At 44.6% G+C, this 314-nt stretch carries 1 tRNA gene and 1 rRNA gene; both read left to right on the top strand.

What is annotated here, in order from left to right:
* Positions 1–47 precede the first annotated feature (47 nt).
* Positions 48–123, top strand: a tRNA-Ala gene (locus tag TEPIDINF_RS14850).
* 112 nt (positions 124–235) lie between these two features.
* Positions 236–314 (top strand): 23S ribosomal RNA (locus TEPIDINF_RS14845); the annotation flags it as partial.

Below are 314 nucleotides of genomic sequence, written 5' to 3'. Positions count from 1 at the left end.
CTTGTTAGGCCCACCATTATAGAACTTAAAACTCTAATATCTAATACGGGGCTATAGCTCAGCTGGGAGAGCGCCTGCCTTGCAAGCAGGAGGTCAGCGGTTCGATCCCGCTTAGCTCCACCATCAAATTGGAAACAATGGATACTTGAAAGTTTAAGAAGAAGATGATAAATTAAACATTGTCGTCTTTTATGTACCTTGAAAACTAGATAGCAAGAAAAGCAAGGCAAAAATAGGTTAAGCTACAAAGAGCGCACGGTGGATGCCTTGGTGCTAGGAGCCGAAGAAGGACGGGACGAACACCGATATGCCTC

Origin of the sequence: Tepidibacillus infernus (assembly GCF_048898065.1) — a bacterium.
GTDB classification, from domain to species: Bacteria; Bacillota; Bacilli; order Tepidibacillales; family Tepidibacillaceae; genus Tepidibacillus_B; species Tepidibacillus_B infernus.
Note: the sequence above shows the minus strand (reverse complement) of the source record. Positions and strands in the feature narration are given on the sequence as shown.